The following is a 15,791-nucleotide window of genomic DNA, read 5'->3' as shown; positions in this document are numbered from 1 at the left end:
CGAACGCAGCGGCGCCCGCCGGGTGCGGGCCGGGCCGCGCGCGTCCGGCAAGTGGATCTATGCCTCGGTCATCTGCCCGGCCGAGCAGGTGATCGCGGTGCTGTTCGACCAGGCCGAGGCCCGCGACAGCCTGCACGCGCGCACCTGGGTGGTGCTGGCCGACGGCGATCACCACCAGATCCAGCTGCTGCAGGCCGAGGCCGAACGCCGCCACACCCGCATCCATATCGTCTGCGATCTGATCCACGTGCTGGAATACCTCTGGCGCGCGGCTCGCTGCCTGCACACCGCCGACGACCCGGCCGCCGAGCAACGCGTCGCCGGCTGGGCGCTCGCCCTGCTGGCCGGCCGCCCCGAGGAGGTGATCGCCGATCTGACGGCCCGGACGACCAGCCGAGGCGACGCTCTGTCCGTCGCAGCCCGCTACCTGACCAGCCACCAAGCGTTCCTGCACTATGACCACGCGCTGGAGCAGGGCTGGCCGATCGCCACCGGCGTCGTGGAGGGAAGCGCCCGCTACCTGATCGGCGACCGCCTGGACATCACCGGAGCCCGGTGGGGACTGGCCGGAGCCGAGGCCATTCTGAAGCTCCGCGCCCTGATCGCCAACAGCGACCTCGACCAGTACTGGACCTTCCACGTCGACCGCGAGAACCAGCGCGTCCACCACAGCCGCCACCCGGACGAATACACCCTCAGCGCTTGATCGAACCAGTCACTGCAAAAGAGCTACACCCATCGGCTTTGGGTGATGAGCGACAACCGCCACATCGCCCTGGACTCTCGCTCTCACCGCGCTGACCCCGGGCAGGGCACCATCGCGGTCTCCGACCTAAGTGGTGTGGTGAATCCGTCGGCGCAATAGCCCCTGTGCCTCGAGGAGTTGCTCGCCCGCGGTTACCGAAGCCCGGGCCTTTCCTTGCTTTCCTCTCGGAGAATCACCTCTGATGACTGAGCCTCGCCTGTGATTCGGCGCACGGTGTAACTCCCAGGGCGTCTAGACGTTTCTGCACGTGGCGCGCTCTCAGATGTGCCTCATCATGGCGGCCGAGTTGGTGAAGGAGCCGGACTACACCCGTGCCCGCGGATTCCACGTCCGCGTCCAGGGCGCACACCTGCTCCAAGACCTCGAGAGCTCGTTCAAGCCGCCCGTTCCGCTCATGGATGGCACCGAGCTGGAGCAGCGCCCGGATGCTCGTGACGCTCAGGGGCCAACGGTGGTCCTGCTCGATCCACTCGTAATCAGTTCCTTGCACCAGGTGCCCCCGGCAGAGCGCCGCAACGCCTTCCAAAGCGACCATCTTGGTCTCCTCGTCGGTGGCGGCGCGGGCAGCGTTCAGGCTGCGCCGATAGGTCCACAGATCGACCGCCACGGTCCGCCTTTCAATCCGGTAGACCTTGTTCTCGGCCTCCACGAAAGCGACGTCCTTGTCGGTCCTTCCGGTCGCGTCTCGCAGTGCCGCCCGAAGGTCCTTGAGCGCAGCGTGGAAGCGATAGCCGGCCTGCGGCTCCTCCACGTCTGGCCAGAGGTGCGCGCAGATCTTCTCCCGGTCGAGGCCATGAGGATGCAGAGCCAGGAGAACGAACAGTTCCAGGGACTTGGTCCGTCCCGAGATGTCCACTACCTTGCCGTCGATCTGAATGAGCGGTTCGCCCACGATGCCGAAACGAACCAGGGCTTCCATGGTGTCCGGTGGCGGGACAGTCAGGTCGATTTCTTTCTGTGGTTGGTTCTCGACGTAGCCGTTCGCGGCGGCGAGCTTCTGCAGCAGAGTGCTGGCGGCTGCTTTGGGCACGTGGAACAACTCGGCATCCGCCAGCTCGTCGGCGGCGTTCAGCACGACCGCATCGACGCTCACCTCATAGGTAGTTCCGGACGCCCGTTCTCCGCTCAGTAGTGCGCCGATGCCGAATCGCGGTGCCAGGCCCATGAGCGTTTCGAGGTAGGCGTGGTCTCCGCCGTTGTCCGTCCGAGCGATCAGCAGGAGCGCGGGCAGCGGTTCGTCCGGCTCAGTGCCGCGGAGCTCGGGAATGTCCTCAGCGTCGGAGTCGCGCAGGATTCGTCGCCTGCCCACGAACTGTTCCTCGAGGTAGTCGACGGCATCGTTCATTCCGACTACCAGCCGGAGCCCTGGCAAGAACTCTGACAGATGTCGTACCTGCTCTCCGAGGAGGAGCACGGCGTCGTCGTACGGCATGACGATCTCGACACGGTGCTGGTCCGACTGGGTCAGGAGGTCGAGCACGATCGCCCTGATGACGTCGTCGGCCACCGGTCCGGTCAGCCCCACGTTCATACCGGAAAGATCGAGTGAGACCGGATCGGAGCCTCGCTTGCCCACTTTCACCGCAACCGGCGGGTCGGTCGAGAACGCGGATCGCACCAGCTCGAAGTCGTCCGGCGGCGGCTCTCCAGAGTCTGCGTACTCGCGTCGATGCGCCTGCTCCAGGACCCGCGCGGAGGGCGACTCCTCTTCGGGCACGGGAAATCGGACAGGCTCCGCCGCTTGACGGGCGGTAAGCCGTCGCCGCAGGTAGAGCCGTGCGGAGGCCAGTGCCACGGCGATGCCGGTGGCGAAGGAGAGCGCCACCATTCCGCCGTCCGGAAGGGCGACCGACGGCTGCGGTGTCTGGGCGGCAGGTGCTGTGGCTTGGGGCGTGGGATCTTCGATCGGATGGCGCTGAGCGGGTGCCCGTTCTGGCGCGCGATCCGGCAGTATCAGGCGCCAGCCGGGTTCGATGACGGAGGGGTCGATGAGCCGTCCGCGGTCCGGCTGCGGTCGTCCCTTGTTGAGTTTGTAGAGCTCCTTGTACCGGTGGCCGTCTCCGAGTCGCTTCTCGGCGATGTCCCACAGGCTCTCGCCGGCTGTGACCGTGTGCACTCGCCCGGACTCCCTGCGGCTGCCATCCAAGCCCGTGGCGTCAAGGGGCATGCGAAGTTTCCAGCCTGGCCGTAGCCAGTCCTGGCTGGTGAAGGTCTGGCCGTCGTTCATCGTCCGGCCTTGGTTCAGCCGTACGATCTCCCGGTACCGCGCTGGGTCGCCCAGGTGTCGTCTGGCGATCGCCCAGAGGGTGTCGCGCGGCTTGACCGTATAGGCCTTGTACGGCTTGGCGGTCTCGACCGCCAAGGGCTCAGCAGCTGCGAGCGGCAAAGCGTCCGGAATGGCGACAGGCGCGACAGCCGCAGGGATCATTCCGCGTGCGGCTGCGACCGGCGTGGTGGCGGCAAGGGTGATCGTGGTGAGCAGCCGTGCGGCCAGGTGCTGGAAAGGTACGCGAAAGCGGATATTGCCGACCAGAAGTAGGTTGATCAACTCGGCTAGAACACCCCATACGAACATGCTCCAGCACGTCCACACGACGACGAACAACAACGGCTTGATGACCTGCGGCTCTGTCGGCGTTGTGAGCTCGTCGAGACGGGGTAGCTCCATTGGCCGGAAGAAGGCCAGCAGGACGACAGGTATGCCGACCACGAGGACGGCGAGTACCAGCGCGGCCGTCACCCTGGCGAGCGTGGGGAACCGCATGGCGTACGTGGTCATGGTCGTCCTTGATCGCTTCCCTGGAGCATCTGCGCAGAGGCGGATGCGGTGGTACTGACGTTGCTGATGCCGATCAGCGACAGGAGCACGGTCGGCTTGGCCACGGTGACGGTCACCTTGATCGTGCGCGCTCCCGCCATGGCCGCGCTGCCTGGATGTCCTGCCACCCCGAGGTAGTCCCGTGCTGCCGCCAGCGCCTTCGCCGTGTCGACTTCGAAGCGCCCGCCCGTGGTGTACGCGCGGTCGATGTCGACCTGTCCGGCCCCGGCACGTGCCGCCTCCTCGGCGACCGCGTACGCCTCCCGGTGTGCCTGGATCTTGGCCCCGCCGTCAACGACGAGCCCGGCGCAAATCAGCAGGGCCAGGGCGAACACCACCGTGAACGCCGTGACGGAGCCCCGTTCGTCCCGAAGGTTCATGTCTGATCCCCACGGGCTCTAAATGGATCAAGAGGGCTGGTGAAGTCGCTGGTCAGGGCCTTCGAACCCGGGATTCCCGGCAACGCGATATCGCTGATCTCGACCTCACAGGTGACCGTCGCGGACACGACGGCAGGCGTACCTACCGGCTTTGCGAAGCCCCTCGTGTCCACCGTGACCGACGGCGAACACTTCAGTCCCTCACGCCCAAGGGTGTCCTCCGCGCTCGCCAGCGCCGCGGCGCGAGCCGTTCCGGGATCGCGGGCGATGGACGCCTGTCGCGCCGCGTCCCGCGCCGCGGCGTCGATCGAGCCCTGCGCGATGGCGACACGACCGGCCGCGATCACCAACACCAGCAATGCCATCAACGCAGGCGCGACGATCGCGGTCTCCAGGGCCATGGATCCTCGTTCATGGTCCATCGTCAGTCCATTTCTCCACTGGCGCCTGGGCCACCTGATCGACGGAGACAGTGAGTGCAGGGATCAGGCTGATCGCCTGCCCGCGTACCGTCACTGACACCGCGTCGCCCCCGCGCCGCGCCTCCACCTCCGGAGACAGCAGGAACGACGCACCCACCTCACGCGCGAACCGTTCCGCAGCCCCCTTCCCCGCTTCGAGGCTGGAGCCGTACGCCCGCCCGACCCGCAGCCCTTCCTGAGCAGCCGACAGTGCGAGATTCCGCGCGTGGAACCAGAGTGCGACGTTGACGGCGAGCAGGACCAGCAGCAGCACTACGGGATAGACGACGGCGGCCTCCAGCGTTGCCGAGCCTCGTTCGCGGTCCGTCATCCGATCTTGCCCAGTTGTTCGTTGACCACCTCCGTGATCTTCGCCCCGGCGGCGATGGCCAGGAGGAACACGATCGCCGCGATGACCACCCACTCCAGGGTGCTGGCACCCTGTTCGGGGTCGACCCCGCGTCGTTCGGCGAGCCGGTTGAGCGACAACCACTCGCGGGCCCACAGCAGTGCTCGGTAGACCTGCACGTTGTACCTCCCGATGTTCAACCTCCGGCCATACGAGCGAAGGCGGGATAACCGAGCAGCATGAGGAACCCGATGACCGACAAGGCCATGGGTACCGTCATGGTCTCGGTGTGGGACTTGGCTTTGGCCACTTCGGTGGACAGCGCCACCTCGCGCAGGGATTGGGCCTTGGCCATGAGGGTGTCGAGGATGCCGGCGCCTCGGGTTCCGGCGAGTCCGGCGATCGATGCCAGATCGGCGAGTTCGGGGACGTCGATCTCGTCGGACAGCCGGGCGAGTTCGTCCCAGGCGCTTCCCGTACTGCGGCGGGCGGGGTCGAGCGCTACGGCCATCCGGCGGAACGTCCACCCGTCACCTACCCTGGCGGCGGTCTCCAGCGCGTCGGCGGGTCCCGAGCCGGCGGCCCTGGCGAGCGCGACGAGGTCGAGGTACGCCACGATCGCCTGGCGGAACGCCTTGCGAGCGTCGGCGGCCTGGCCGCGCAGAGCGGCGTCCGGGGCGAGGAACACCGCGACCGCGAAGGCCACACACGAGCCTAGGGAGATCATCCACGGGAGCGTGACGCCGAGCAGTCCGCACCAGGCCCAGAGCACGGCTGGCCCCACCAGCGCGATCGCGAGCATCGTGGCTTTGCGGAGCAGGTAGTCATCGGTGGTCTTTCCCAGCAGCGCGAGGTTGGTCTTCGGGACGCGGGCGCCGACGACCGTTCGCGCCAGGCGTGCGCGCCAGTCGGGTTGTGCCTCGATGCGGTTGGCGCCCGGCCGGAGTCGTTCCATCGCCGGCGCGAGAGCTGGGGGTGCTGGGAAGAGCGTGGCGATCGCGAGCGAGACGCCAAGGCCCGCCGTCGCCCCGCAAAGGAGAACGAGTGCGATCATGACGGGCCGCCGGAGGCATTGAGGAATCGGTGCCCCTTGGCGGGCCGGGACAGTCGATACAGCCATCCGAACGCCCCGGCATAGATCAACACGACGACGGCCAGCATGATCTGCCCGCCGAAGGTGCCGAACGGCTCCACGTACGTCCGGTTGAGCAACGCGAATCCGGTATAGGCGAGCAAGGCGCCGATGACCCAGCGTGCGGTGGTCCGGTGGGTCGCACGCTCGGCATCGATCTCACGCCGCGCCGCCACGTCTTTCGCCACCGTACGCGCCAGCCCTTGCAGGACCTCCCGCAACCCACGGCCACGAGCCCGGCACGCCAGGATCAGGGCGGCGGAGATCATGTCGCCGGTCGGATCGTCCAGGTCATCGGCGAATGCCCTGAGTGCCTGCTCGGTCGGCATGCGGAAGGACAGCCGGCGGGCCAGCCCGCGTACTTCGGCGGCGATCGGCTGCGGAGGATTCTTGGCGCTCGACTGCAGGGCCTCTTCAATGCCGGCGCTACCGCCGAGGACGTCGGCAAGGTGGCGTGTCCACGCTTCCAGTGCCTCAAGTCGGGCGATCTGCTGGAGGGCCTCGCGGTTGGTGAGCATGCGGGGCAACACCCATACCGCGACCGCCGTTCCCAATGCCGCCACTGGCCATTCGGTCAGCCAGAACATCGCGGCTGCCGCTCCGAGGGCCGAGAGGACCTTCAGCACGGGCACCTTCGGCAGTTTCCGGCTGGGGTGGGGCGGGCGTATCGGAACCTTGCGGAGACCGGCGATGACCAGGAGCGTCCCCGTGGTGAGGAGGGCCCCGGACAGAGCAGCAAGCCACTGGGTCATCTGGGCCCTCCCTGCCAAGCGTGCCCGGCGAACAGGGCCGGATCGAATCCGACCGCCACCAGCTCGTCTATGCACTGGGGAATCGTGTTAGGTATGGCTCGGCCCTCCGGTCCCGGGACGTAGACGCGGTTGACGGCGGGTTCCACGGTGTCGCCTGGAGGAAGGACCTCGTTGATCTGCGCGACGTAGCGCCGGTTGACCGGCCCGTCGAGGTTGTGCCGGAGGTCATGGCCCAGGTGGACGACGAAGTCGACGGCCATGCCGATCGTGCGGAACAGGGTGTCGGTGGCGATGTTCAGGCCGCCGGAGCCGGCCAGGATGAGCATGCGGGCGAAGACCTGGTCTGCGGAGTCGGCGTGCAGGGTGCAGATGGAGCCGTTGCCGCCGGTGTTCATGGCTTGCAGCATCGGGATGAGTTCGTCACCGCGTACCTCGCCGACGATGATCCGGCGTGCGTTGAATCTGAGGGCGTCCTCGATGAGGTGATGAAGGGTGATCGCGCCGAGGCCCTCGGTGTTGCCTTCGCGGGCTTCCATGGCGAGTACGTCGCGGTGCCGGTCCTTCTGGAGGTGGAGGAAGAGTTCGTACTCTTTCTCGATGGTGGCGACGCGTTCGTCGGGGTCGATCTCGGCGGCGAGGGCGCGGGCGAAGGTGGTCTTTCCGTCGCCCATGCCGCCGGTGATGACGATGTCCTTGTGCGCTCGTACGGCGGCGCTGAGGAACTCTCGGAGCCCCTTGTCGATCGTGCCGTTGGCGATCAGGTCGTCGAGGTCGGCGTTGAGCTTGCCGTGGCTGCGGATCGACAGGCAGGGTCGGGGTACGACGCCCATCAGCGCGCCCATCCTGGTGTTGCTTCCGAGGGACAGGTGGAGCCGTGGGCGTGCGATCGAGAAGTCGCGGGCGGTCTGCCCCTGATAGGCCGCCCATCTGCGTACGTCCTCGACCAGCTCATCGTCGCTGTCCGCGATGGGTGCGCCGAGCTCCTTGCGGCCGTCGGTGTAGGTGATCCAGACCTGGTCGCAGCCGTTGACGTCGATGTTCTCCACGGTCGGGTCGTTGACCAGCTCCTGGAGGCGGCCCATGCGGAACACCTGGTTGAAGACGGCTTCGGCGAGGCTTCGTTCCTGGTCCAGGTTGGGGACGCTCTGTCCGGCGAGTGCGCGGCCGTCCACGTGCTCCCGTACGAGGTCGGTGATGATTGCCCTGCCGTACTCCTCGACCGCGTCGTCGGAGACGGACTCCATGGCGTCGATGGCCTCGGTGACCTTGGGCAGAATCGCTCGTACGGCGCGAGCCTGGTCGAAGCTCATCGGGCCATCACCTCGTCTTCCACAGCCTGTGCACAGAACCCTTCGGCGAAGTCTCTGGCTGCTCTGATCAGTAGGGATCTGGAGACGTAGCGGTCGTTGCCGGTTCCATGGGAGAGGACGTTCGCGGCGCGGGGGTCGTACGGGAAGTGGGCGGCGACGTCCGTGGACAGTGTCCGGGTCACTTCGCTGCGGCTGTACGGACCGTTGCCGACGAGCAGGATCACTGGACCCGGTCGGGAGCCGCGAAGATGCTTGATCTCCTGCAGACGGGGTGCCGCCGCGGTGAGGTCGACGAGATTGGGACGGGCGATCAGGAGGACCGTGTCGGCGTCGCGGAGCAGTTCCGTCGAGGTGTCCGGACCGCCGGCGCGGCCGACGTCGGCTATGACGTCGATGGGCAGAGTTGCGAAAGTGGCGGTGATGGTTGGCCAGAGCGGCTGTATCGAGGTCGCTTGGGCAGGCTCGGCGAGGCCGGGGAGGATCAGCTTGTTCTCAAAGCCGGTCAAACAGTACGTCTGCTCGTGTAGGGACCTCGCGGGATCGGCGCCACGACGGAGCTGGACCGCCCATTCGCCGAGGCCCCGCTCTCTCGGCTGGCCGAGGAGGTAGCCGGCATGCAGGCTACCTCCTGCCCGGTCACATTCGGCGTACAACACTTCGCGGGGCCAGGCCATGGTCAGCGCGAGGCCGGCGGTGGTGACTCCGGGGCTGTGGCCGCCGGAGCACAGGGCGATGAGCATCGGACTTACCCGGCTCTCGACTGCAGGACGATGGCGACTTTGCCGACGGCGGCTTGTTGCGCGAGGGCCGGGCCATCAGCGGCCGGGACCACGAGGTCCACGACGACGAGACCATCGGCGTCGGGCTGGCCGACGCGATCGACTCTGCCCGGGTGGATGGCCGGGGTCCTGGTGCCGTCGGTCGGTACGGTGACCGCGAGCACAGGATCGCCCGGCTGTATCCCTCGCGCGGGAAGTTGGCTGGTCTTGACCGCGATCGGGACGACCTGCTCGCCGGGCGCGGGCGCGAAGCCGTCGGTGACCTGGCTCGGCGCGAGCAGCCCGTTGGCCTTCAGTTCCACCGCGGCCCGCTTGCCGATGACGGCGCCCTTGTCGTGGGCGTTGAAGGACGGTACGCCGGGGTCCATGCCCATGGCGACCGTACGCAGATCCTGGGCCTGGAGTTGCTGGCCGATGGGGACATCGCGAGCCACGACCAGGACCGGCGTGTGGTCGCTGGCGATGCCGTACACCTCCCAGGCTGCCAAGGCGCCGAGGGCAGTCAGCGCCACGCTGACGGCGAGCATGACGGGGCGGCGTTTGCTGGGAAGCGGCCGTGCGGGCGGCGGCTGTCCAGGGTTCTGCTGCGGTGCGACGCGCTGGAGCATAGGGAGCTATCCCTTCGTGACGAGCGCCTGCGCTTCGGCGACGCGGATCGGGAAGGTGACCGTTCGTGTGATCGGCGGGAGCGTTCCTCCGGTGCCGCCCGAGCCGCGCCATGTTCCGTTCCAGGTCACGGTCACGCTGGCCTGGTAGGCGCTGTTGGGGTGGAGGTATCGGTGAGAGCACGAGGACTGCTGCTGGTCGGCGCGCTTGGAGGAGTCATAGGTGGTGCCGGGGCCCTCACAGGTGACCGTCTTACCGTCGCCGGTGTTGACGGTCAGCTTCCGTGGCGTCGCCGTGGCCTCTGCCCAGACCGCACCGACCTCGAGGCGCTTCGACTTGGCCTGCCACTCCTCTTTGGCCAGGTAGAACCATTGAGGCAAGCCGACCAGACCCTCTGAGCCCCGGGGTGGTGCCGTGAGCACCTTGGGTGGGCTGATGGGGATGAACTCGTACGCCTGGCGGGCGAGTTGCTCAGGGGTGACCGTCTGGCCGATGTCGCCTGGGATCCAGAGGACGTCGCGGTAGCCGTCGCTGCACTCGATCAGGTAGTGAGCCCCGTCGCGGGTCGGCTTGCTGTTGGGGTTGCTGCCCGGGTCGACGAACTCGAGGCCGCCCTCCCGGGTGCCGTCGACATGCCATGGCTTGTAGGAGCAGGTAACGCCGGGTCCCCCACCGCTCGCCCCTTTGGCACCAGGGCGCGGACCTTCTCGGCCCATGATGAGGTAGCCCCAGGATTGGGTCGTCACCTCGGTGCCTTCCCCGCTTCTGGGGCCGACCGGCGCCGTGGCCAGGAGCAGGAGGCTCAGTCCGTAGGCGAGCATGGGTCGTCCACCTGCTTCAGGGTCGAGGCACGCCAGATCCCGTCCTTGCCCTTTTGATAGGTGACGACCAGGTGGGTGCCGGTCGTGCCGTGAGTGAGGCGCTCCCCTGTCTTCGCGTCTGCCTGGCCCGTCTTGGTGTCGTCCTGGCAGTCGTGCAGGGTGGCCGTGTCGTCATCCACCTTCACGTCGAAGGTGTTCAGGACAGGGGTACCCCAGGTGACGCGGCCGGTTGCCTGGAGTGCCGCGATACCGCGGAGCATCCGGTTCAGGAGAGGATCGGCGGCAACGTCCGCCAGGATGAGGCGGCGCTGGTCGGCCGGCGTCTTCTCGGCTTGCTGTCCCGCCGTGTACAGGTTCTGGTAGGCGGTACGAATGAGCTGTTCGTTCGGCAAGGAGGGGTTTGAAGGGGAGGGTGAAGCGGTCCTCTTCATCGTCGCAGGCGGTGTATCGCTTGACTGGCACGCCGTGACTGCTGTCGTTGCCACGACCAGGAGCAATCCAACGGGCGACGCCAGTTTCAGACACTGCGTGGAGACCATCACTGACCTGCAACCTTCACCGAGAGCCATCGCTCAGATGCGTGGAGCTGTCAGATTAGGTTTGCTGTCTGAACTGGTCACCTAGCGGCCACGCCACAGATCACTTACTCAATAACGAGCTTCTGACGTGGGGAAACACGCAAAGGCGATCAATTCCGTTGATCGAACGTATGGCGACCACTCTGAAAACCGCATCGATCGGACGATCAGAAAGATCACGACAGAACGCCCCGGCAGCGACCCGCCGCAACCGACACGGTCATCGAGCGCGACCGTCCAAGAGGGCCTTCCACAACCGCGCGGCCGCTGCGGACCGAAGCCAGTGACTCTCAGTGGTTCGGTTGCTGCCGTCGGGCAGGCTCTCCGTACGACGGATGTGCCCTTGCCCGCCCGCAGCGCACAGCTCGTAACGAGTGTCCATGCATTGGCATGTGTGGCTGCGGACCCTGACGTTCCGGCACCGGTTCACCGGATCCACCCATGCGATCAGGACGTGCCGCTCTTGCAGCGGAGCCACATGCATGCCGTGGAAGTCCCCTGGGATCACACCAACCTCCGGACCCGATCGCGGAGCACGCAGGCCATCGTCTTCCTGGCAGTCCCAGGCTGGGCAGCAGTGCGTTGGACCTCCATGCTGGCATACCTATGATGGCCTGTAAAGGTCGATAAGCATAGGAGCATATAGACCCTTCTATGTCTGCCACGAAGGGTCTATCTAGAGTTGGGACGTGATCGAATACAACCCGCGGATTCCGAAGTGGCGTCAGGTCGCCGACGAGATCCAGCGCAGGATCGAGGCAGGTGAGATCGGCTACAACGACGTCATATCCGAGGTTCGGCTCGAGCTGGAACTCGAGGTTTCCCGGCCCACGATCCGTCAAGCCATCGCTTACCTGCGAGACGAGCTCAAGCTGATAGAAACCATCCCAGGCCGGGGCTCATTTGTTCGCGAGAACAAGCCAGCCCCGTGAGGAGATGCAGCCGGAGAACGGGTGCCACGAGCTCCAGAATCGTGTTTGTCGGACGGCGAGCGCGATCAGATCGCTGCGCAGCTGCGGATGGCCCTCGACGAGGGACCGACTGACGCCGGAGGAGTTCGAGCAGCGTCTGAGCGCCGTTCCCGATGGTTCACACTTACGGGGAGCCCATCGTACCGTCGGCCAAGCCGGAACTCATCGGTGCACGCGTGCGAGGAACGCTCCCCAACCGACGAGAGCTTCCGACAGTAGACAGTCCGGAGGGCGCGGCTCTGCTGTCCGACCTGTCGCTCCCCATGAGACAGCGCTCACGGCGGCAGATTAACCCCTCTATCGAAGCTCGCTATGGCTGGGACGAATCGGATGTACGAGCGGAGTCTGCTCGGATAGGGTCCGATCGTGCGCCTTGGTGCGTCTTCGAGGGTAGTTGCCGCGGCACTGGTCTGTTTCGCGGTCCTGACAGGCTGTTCCGGCGAACCGGAACCACCGCCGCTGGCGGAGGCAACCAAGAAGCTCGTGAGTGATGGGGATGCGGTGGCGTCCTGGCTCGAGGCACGCATGACTGAGCTGACGAAGGAACGAGCGGACGGCCCGGACCGGAACTCATCCTGTGGCCCCGATAAAGAGCGGCGTTTTTACATTGCCAAAGGCGATTTTGCGGACTCATCCAAGGAAAGCCCGGTTAACCTTGTCGGGTTATTGAAAACTGAACTTGTCAGCAGAGGCTATCACAACGAGGTTGTCGATAATCTCGATCTTTGGGAGGACGACACAAGCGTTGCCGTGCTGGTCAATTCGGAGTCTCGATTGACGTTCATACTTTTCGCCCGCTTGGAGCCCAAGCCCAACGTCGCAATCATCGGTAAGACCGAATGCTACTCTCGCTCTGACTGAACCTGGTCACGCCAAATCAGGTAAAAGCGCAGCGGTCTTACGGAACTGCTCGGCTCGGCGCCGCAGAGCCTCGGCAGTCGCCAGGCACGATCCCTCGAGATCAGCTATCTCGCGCTTGAGACGGACAGCATCTGTAAGGTACCGATCTGCAACCACCCCTCTCCAGATGGCTTCACTATCGCCTGGCCGCGATGGGATCCCATCGAACGTCGCGGCAATGCTTCTGGCGAAGCCGGCAAACGTTGAGGCAAGCAACTCCTTCTCGGCTGCCTCACGGAGCAGGTGTTCCCTGGTAGGCATGATCAACCGCCCCTCATCTTCAGAGCGTTGGTCACGGCCCCAAGCATGCCGCCCATCGTGGCCTTTCTCAACTCGTTCTGTTCGAGCGCTGTCGGCAAACTCTGCCCGTTTGCCCTCAGCGAGTCAACCATCATGTCTACTTGTGCATTCACCAGGTCTTCGGCGACCGTCTCCGCAGTAGCCGGAGTTTCTCCGTCCAAGTAATCCGTAATCATCTTCTTCAACCGGTCCTTGACCTCGTCGAGTACTTTGGCCTTGCCAGTGCCCGGGATCTTGCCTGTCACCGGCACAAACTGATCCATGAAGTCGACGGGCATCAAAATGCTCCCAGCGAGCCACTCCGCATACTGGTCGTCGCTCCACTCAGCGTAGGTCGACCCAGATAGCATCAGACTCGCCAGTGCTCCCGCCCGCTCGGCGTAGTTGTGAAACGCCGCCGCACTGTAGTCGCCCGCGCCGAAGGGTTGGAAGCGACCCATGTCCATTTCCTCGACGTAGTCCTTGCCCGCCTTCCTCAAGGTTTCAGACGCAACGGGGTCTTGTGCGAGGGCGCCGAAGAACCGGGCGGTCACCGCAGGGTCGAGTGTGTTCCATGGAGGTCGCGGCGCCAAGTAGGGAAGCGGTACCGGGGGATACTTCGCCTTCTTGGCCTTGGCCCTTTCGTAGGCATCGCGAGCTGCTTGGTCAGCCTGGCCTCGTGCGAGCTTGTCTAGGATGGGGCCGATGTTCTTGGCCAGCACACGGCTGACCGGCGAATCGGGGAAGGTGCCGAGGCTGCCGCCGATCCAGAGAGAGTGCTCGGACCCGATGCTGTTGATGACGTTGATCCAGGCGCGCTCTCGCACGTCATCCGCCCCGAACCTTGGCTTCAACGCCCCGTCCAACGCCTCTGCCAGCGCTGGTTCATAAGCAGGGACGCCGCTCGATTTGATGGTGTAGGCGTCGAGCATGATCCCTGCCTCTTTCGGATGCTCGGCCAGGAATCGCTGGAACGCCTCTGGATTCGCCGCGAACGCCTTGGCCAGGTTGTACAAGTTCCAGTTGGGATCCGTGGGGAACGTGTCAGAGTTCGGCGGGCGGTTCAGGAGGTTGATCGCCACCTGGGTGAGGAACGTCCTGGACTGCGGAGCCAACTTGACGAGAGCCGTCAGAACGTCCGAAGGCGCGGTCTCGATCATCTTTTTCCATTCGGCCCCGAGCCGCCCGGAGCTCTGGGCACTGGCGAAGGCTTTGGCAAGCAGGCCCGGCAAACCGTCGCCGGCTCGCTTACCCGACTCTGGGGTCAGACCTCTGCGATCCCCGGCGGCTTGTGTGTTCATCCAGTCGCGGAACAACTTCTGGAACGTTTTGGGGCCGAGTGCCGCCAGCAGCGCCGCAGCGTAGGCGGGGTCGTCGACGCGTCCCTTGAGTGCCGCCGCGGCCTTCTCCACCTCGGCCCAACTCTGCTGAGAAAGCTGCTTATCGTGGTGCTTGAGCGCCCCGGTGATCGCCGCCGCGTCGTTCTTGGCTGCCTGCTCTGCCTCGGTCCGGTTGCTGAAGGGCACAGTGGCGGTCAGCATGCCTTTCTGCTGTGTCGGCACCATCCGTTTGAGGGTGTCGATACGCCATTTCAGGTCCTGCTGCGACTCGTGAAAGAACGCCCAGGTACGGTGCATCGCGGCGACGCCCGCACGGCCAGCCCAGTCCGCGCCGGCTTCGGCAATCGCCGCTTCGAGCCCCGGCCGTGTCCTGCCGAGGACTTCCTTCCCCGTCTCCATCTGGCGGATCAGCTTGTCTGCGCCGAGGGGATCGATCCCGACGAACTCCCCCATGGACCCTCCCAGAGGGTGTGGCTTACAAGGCGGAAGTCAAGCACGTCCTGATACGCGAGGTAAACGCGTTATACATTCTCATTAACTATTTGAACCGTCGATATATGGCCAGACACAAAAGCCGCGATGCAACCGAATATCAACCCAATGCCCGCCTTGCTGACCCGCGACGGCGGTCGGCCCCCCGGCAAGATTTACGACAGCAACCCGGCGTGACTGCCCGCAGCCGCCGCGCTTCCTGAGCTGAGGGCCTCCGCTGAGGTCTTCGGAGACGGCATTGGCTTCACTGGTGGTCGATGCTGTCGGAGGGGTCGATGATCGCCACGGATATGAGGGTGACGCCCAGGTCGCGGACCTTCATGAGCAGTCCATGCAGCTCCGCTTGGTCCGAGACGAGTCCGCTGAGGCTGGTCGTGCCGTCGCTTTCGTGGGTCAGGGTGAGGTCACCGAACCAGGCAGACCAGTGGTCGTCAAGGTGCCCGCCGACCCGAAGCTGGTAGCAAGCGGGCGCCTGTCGTCTGGGCGACTGGGCCATCAGGCCGCCACCTTCGTCCTCGCCCTGCTGGTTCGGCGGCTGCTGACATGCCGGCGGATGACGTACTCAGCGACCGCGAGGTTGATGCCCCAGCCCGCACCCAGCATGAGGTCGGTGGTGAGTTCGCTGGTGCCGAAGACCGCGTTCCCGATGCCTTGGGTGAACACCTGGGTGCCGGCGCCGAGGGCCAGGGCGTAGGCGCGGGTCATCCAGGCCCGGTGGCGGGCGACGTCGCCGCGGCGGATCGCGGTGAACCCGAGGATGATGCTGGCGGCCATGCCCGACCCGAACGTGAGCCGGAACACGTACGCCAGCTCCCCGGTGCCGGGCTGGCGGGGGTAGAACTGCGTCATCCACAGCGCCGAGAACGCCACGGCCAAGCCCAGCACCACCAGGACCCGTCCGGCCACCCGGTGCCAGCCGGGCCGACGGCGCCGCAGCGCGGCGGAGAACTGGAAGGCGCCGAGGATGGCGTACACGACGGCGCAAACGATGTGCATGACCACAGGCAAGGGCGAGGCGGTGATGCGCGGGTTAGCGGGCATCACGTGTGGACCACCA

The 15,791-nt window shown here is 65.8% G+C and carries 17 protein-coding genes and 1 pseudogene; 3 read left to right on the top strand and 15 right to left on the bottom strand.

Going from position 1 to position 15,791, the window contains the following annotated elements; genetic code table 11:
* Positions 1-706: pseudogene (locus tag ACFPZ3_RS39885) on the top strand (ISKra4 family transposase); the annotation flags it as partial.
* 232 nt (positions 707-938) lie between these two features.
* Here ACFPZ3_RS39885 and ACFPZ3_RS39880 read toward each other — a convergent pair.
* Genes ACFPZ3_RS39880 through ACFPZ3_RS39825 form a run of 12 tightly spaced genes read right to left on the bottom strand, consistent with a single transcriptional unit; the run spans position 939 to position 10,566 of the window.
* Positions 939-3,545 (bottom strand): LysM peptidoglycan-binding domain-containing protein, encoded by a 2,607-nt coding sequence (locus ACFPZ3_RS39880; RefSeq protein ID WP_379519548.1) that lies wholly within the window; start codon positions 3,543-3,545, stop codon positions 939-941.
* Positions 3,542-3,964, bottom strand: a complete 423-nt coding sequence (locus ACFPZ3_RS39875) for a pilus assembly protein TadG-related protein (RefSeq protein ID WP_379519547.1) — start codon at positions 3,962-3,964, stop codon at positions 3,542-3,544. Before ACFPZ3_RS39875 ends, ACFPZ3_RS39880 begins: the two co-directional genes overlap by 4 nt.
* Complete coding sequence (locus ACFPZ3_RS39870) at positions 3,961-4,365, bottom strand: TadE/TadG family type IV pilus assembly protein (RefSeq protein ID WP_379519546.1); 405 nt, start codon at positions 4,363-4,365, stop codon at positions 3,961-3,963. Before ACFPZ3_RS39870 ends, ACFPZ3_RS39875 begins: the two co-directional genes overlap by 4 nt.
* A 10-nt stretch (positions 4,366-4,375) precedes the next feature.
* Entirely contained in the window at positions 4,376-4,756 is a 381-nt protein-coding gene (locus ACFPZ3_RS39865; protein ID WP_379519545.1) for a TadE/TadG family type IV pilus assembly protein, read from the bottom strand.
* Complete coding sequence (locus ACFPZ3_RS39860) at positions 4,753-4,974, bottom strand: hypothetical protein (protein ID WP_379519544.1); 222 nt, start codon at positions 4,972-4,974, stop codon at positions 4,753-4,755. The genes ACFPZ3_RS39865 and ACFPZ3_RS39860 overlap by 4 nt, the downstream gene beginning before the upstream one ends.
* Complete coding sequence (locus tag ACFPZ3_RS39855) at positions 4,971-5,828, bottom strand: type II secretion system F family protein (protein ID WP_379519543.1); 858 nt, start codon at positions 5,826-5,828, stop codon at positions 4,971-4,973. The genes ACFPZ3_RS39860 and ACFPZ3_RS39855 overlap by 4 nt, the downstream gene beginning before the upstream one ends.
* Positions 5,825-6,658 (bottom strand): type II secretion system F family protein, encoded by an 834-nt coding sequence (locus ACFPZ3_RS39850; protein WP_379519542.1) that lies wholly within the window; start codon positions 6,656-6,658, stop codon positions 5,825-5,827. Before ACFPZ3_RS39850 ends, ACFPZ3_RS39855 begins: the two co-directional genes overlap by 4 nt.
* Positions 6,655-7,968: a CpaF family protein gene (locus ACFPZ3_RS39845; RefSeq protein WP_379519541.1), complete on the bottom strand. Its 1,314-nt coding sequence runs from the start codon at positions 7,966-7,968 to the stop codon at positions 6,655-6,657. The genes ACFPZ3_RS39850 and ACFPZ3_RS39845 overlap by 4 nt, the downstream gene beginning before the upstream one ends.
* Positions 7,965-8,708, bottom strand: coding sequence for a MinD/ParA family ATP-binding protein (locus ACFPZ3_RS39840; RefSeq protein WP_379519540.1), 744 nt, complete (start codon positions 8,706-8,708; stop codon positions 7,965-7,967). Before ACFPZ3_RS39840 ends, ACFPZ3_RS39845 begins: the two co-directional genes overlap by 4 nt.
* A 5-nt stretch (positions 8,709-8,713) precedes the next feature.
* Complete coding sequence (locus ACFPZ3_RS39835; RefSeq protein WP_379519539.1) at positions 8,714-9,355, bottom strand: SAF domain-containing protein; 642 nt, start codon at positions 9,353-9,355, stop codon at positions 8,714-8,716.
* Positions 9,356-9,361: 6 nt separating this feature from the next.
* Entirely contained in the window at positions 9,362-10,174 is an 813-nt protein-coding gene (locus ACFPZ3_RS39830) for a hypothetical protein (RefSeq protein WP_379519538.1), read from the bottom strand.
* Complete coding sequence (locus tag ACFPZ3_RS39825) at positions 10,156-10,566, bottom strand: hypothetical protein (RefSeq protein WP_379519537.1); 411 nt, start codon at positions 10,564-10,566, stop codon at positions 10,156-10,158. The genes ACFPZ3_RS39830 and ACFPZ3_RS39825 overlap by 19 nt, the downstream gene beginning before the upstream one ends.
* Before the next feature lie 875 nt (positions 10,567-11,441).
* On the opposite strand from ACFPZ3_RS39825, the gene ACFPZ3_RS39820 reads away from it, so the two are divergent.
* Positions 11,442-11,684, top strand: coding sequence for a GntR family transcriptional regulator (locus tag ACFPZ3_RS39820; RefSeq protein ID WP_379519536.1), 243 nt, complete (start codon positions 11,442-11,444; stop codon positions 11,682-11,684).
* A gap of 405 nt (positions 11,685-12,089) precedes the next feature.
* Positions 12,090-12,584 carry a hypothetical protein gene (locus tag ACFPZ3_RS39815; RefSeq protein ID WP_379519535.1) on the top strand — a complete coding sequence of 165 codons (495 nt, stop codon included), beginning with the start codon at positions 12,090-12,092 and terminating at the stop codon, positions 12,582-12,584.
* Positions 12,585-12,886: 302 nt separating this feature from the next.
* On the opposite strand, the gene ACFPZ3_RS39810 is transcribed toward ACFPZ3_RS39815, so the two are convergent.
* From ACFPZ3_RS39810 to ACFPZ3_RS39800, 3 genes are all read right to left on the bottom strand, one after another.
* On the bottom strand, positions 12,887-14,695 hold the full coding sequence (locus tag ACFPZ3_RS39810) for a hypothetical protein (RefSeq protein WP_379519534.1): 1,809 nt from the start codon (positions 14,693-14,695) through the stop codon (positions 12,887-12,889).
* 283 nt (positions 14,696-14,978) lie between these two features.
* Positions 14,979-15,230, bottom strand: coding sequence for a hypothetical protein (locus ACFPZ3_RS39805; RefSeq protein ID WP_379519533.1), 252 nt, complete (start codon positions 15,228-15,230; stop codon positions 14,979-14,981).
* Entirely contained in the window at positions 15,230-15,730 is a 501-nt protein-coding gene (locus tag ACFPZ3_RS39800; RefSeq protein WP_379519532.1) for a DUF2306 domain-containing protein, read from the bottom strand. The genes ACFPZ3_RS39805 and ACFPZ3_RS39800 overlap by 1 nt, the downstream gene beginning before the upstream one ends.
* Positions 15,731-15,791 lie beyond the last annotated feature (61 nt).

The sequence above is a fragment of the Nonomuraea insulae genome, from assembly GCF_042656245.1.
The sequence above is the reverse complement of the archived record's forward strand: the minus strand, read 5'-3'. Positions and strand labels throughout refer to the sequence as shown.